Origin of the sequence: Kitasatospora sp. NPDC059571 (genome assembly GCF_042735675.1) — a bacterium.
Lineage (GTDB): Bacteria > Actinomycetota > Actinomycetes > Streptomycetales > Streptomycetaceae > Kitasatospora.
The window spans coordinates 1-2,285 of record NZ_JBHWBW010000739.1 but is presented as its reverse complement, the minus strand read 5'-3'; the positions used below and the strand labels follow the sequence as shown (position 1 = coordinate 2,285).

General features: G+C 74.4%; 2 protein-coding genes. Both read right to left on the bottom strand.

The window, feature by feature from the left end:
- Nucleotides 1-176: 176 nt before the first annotated feature.
- A complete protein-coding gene (locus ACFV0G_RS38490; RefSeq protein ID WP_380558275.1) occupies nucleotides 177-872 on the bottom strand; it encodes a hypothetical protein in 696 nt (231 codons plus the stop codon).
- Nucleotides 869-2,285: hypothetical protein (locus ACFV0G_RS38485; protein WP_380558272.1), on the bottom strand; the 1,417-nt coding region annotated here is incomplete at its 5' end. The genes ACFV0G_RS38485 and ACFV0G_RS38490, both read right to left, overlap by 4 nt.

Here is a 2,285-nt window from a genome sequence, read left to right as displayed (position 1 = left end):
CGCGTACTCGTCGTTGTAGCCGAACACCCCGTCCATCCCCAGTTCGCCGCCGCGGGCGGCGAGGCGGGCCGCGTCCTCTTAGGTGTAGTAGAGCGGCAGCGGCTCCACCCCGGCGTCCCGGTGGGGCGCGGGCGGGGCCCCCCCCCCCCCCGGGCCGCAGGCCGGCCGCCGACCGCTCAGCTCGGCCCGTCGAAGTGGCGGTGCATGGTCACCGAGGGACCGGTCGTCCCGAGCGGGTTCACCTCGCGGTCCTTGGGCGCCGCCGCGGCCGCCCGGTCCAGGATCGTCTTGACCTGGGCCGCCAGGGCGTCCGCCCGCTGCTTGATGTCGTCGATCGAGGCGTTGGAGGTCTGCAGGGCGTCCAGCCGGTGGTGGATGACCGCGAGCTGGTTCCTGGCCTGCGCGTCGAGGCTGAACGGCGCCGGCGTGGAGACGATGAACTGGTAGGCGCCGGCCAGCGTCTGGCAGCCGGGGCACTGCTCGTTGACCGCCCGGCCGAGGTTGGTGGCGTTGATCCGGACGTGCGAGCCGGCCATCGTGACGATCTGGAAGGACAGCGCGATCGACCGGCACGGGTGCGACGCCGAGCAGCCCGCCGAGACCGCGGTGGCCCGGTTGTCGGCGCCGAGGCCGAACACGGCGCCGAGCTCGTGGATCGCGAAGCTGTCCCGGTACTGGTCGGGATGGGCCCGGTCGGCGTGCGTGGTGGCCCGGTCATGGACCACGGCGACACCGTGGCCGGGGTAGGAGAAGGTGGACGCCTCGGCCGGGGCGGCGACGGCGAGCGCGGTCAGGCAGGCGGCGGTCAGCACGCCGAGGCGCCCGGCCGTCCGGCCGATGATCGAAGTCCGGTACGACGTGGGGTGTTTCACGGAGACCTCCGGAGGGTTCGCACGGCGCTCGGCAGCGGCTCGGCCGAGGTCGGCGGGGCGGATGGGGAAGGATGGTGGGCGGCGGGGGCGGCGGGGGCGGCGGGGGCGGCCCGGCGGCGCGACGCCGGCCGCAGGGCCCGGCCGACGGCCCGCAGGGCGGCGCGCAGCAGCCGGCCGAGGGTACGGACCGCGAGGTAGCCGCCGCCCACGAGCGGGCACAGCAGGGTGAAGATCCCGATGACGCCGACCGCCCCGGCGGAGAACTCCCGGTCCGTGAAGGCCGCGACGGTGCCGGCGACCTGCTCGGAGAGCGAGTGCAGGGCGGTGCCGAGGATCCTCGGCAGGTGCCACAGGACGTAGCCGAGTTCGCCGGCCAGCAGCGGGACCATGGTCAGTACCCAGACGGTGACCACCGTGCGGGCGGAACGCTTGAGGCCCGCCACCTCGGGTCGGACCGGGCGTCCGGGCAGCATGCTCAGCAGGGTCGGCCTGATCTTGCCGAAGAGGTCGGGCACGCCGGCGAGGTCACCGAGGATGAAGTACCCGTCGAGGCGGACGGCGGGCATGAGCTGTTCGATGATCTCGATGTGCCCGACCAGGACCGCGGTGAGGAAGAGCGGGTGCCCGGTGAGGGCGTAGCCGCCGGCCAGGCCCAGTATGAAGACGACGTTGAAGTAGACGCCCCCGAGGTCGGCGCGCAGCCGGCCGGCCCGGCCGATCCGGTAGACGTCGGTGACGTCGGTGTAGAGGGAGGGCCACAGGATGTAGAGCCCGCAGCCGATCGGGCCCGGCCGCGCGCCTCCATAGGTGCAGGCGGACGCGTGTCCGAACTCGTGGAACAGCAGTGATGCCACCGTGAGGCCGAACACGGCCAGCAGCAGCACGGGTTGGTTCAGTACCTGGAGGACGGGGCCGAGCGCGCCGTGGACGGCGAACAGCCAGACGTCCAGGGCGACGGCCCCGGTCAGCACGGCGGCCACCATCCAGGGGCGGTGCAGCCAGGCCAGCGACCGGCCGATCCGGCGCACGTGGCGCTCCCGCAGCAGCACCCGCCGCCCGGTGAGGCCGAGCAGCAGGTCGGAGCGGGGGATGTCGACGGGGTCGGCGTCCGGGCCGGGCGGGGCGGTGATCCCCATCGGCCGAAGCTTGTGCTCGATGAGGTAGTCGACGTTCTCGGCGCTGACCTCGCGCCCGAACCGGGCGCTGACCAGCTCCGCGACGGCGGCGGTGTCCCGTACGCCGTCGATGGCGCTCGCCACCAGGTGCAGCAGCAGGGAGAGCTGTACGACCTGGCCGTCGCCGCGGCGGGCGAGGTAGCGGGGTTCGGTGAAGCCGCCGCCCGGGTGATGGGCGAGCTGTCTGTGTGAGGGGCGCTCCCGCGGGGCCGCGGGGGGGGGGGCGGGGGCGGGGGGG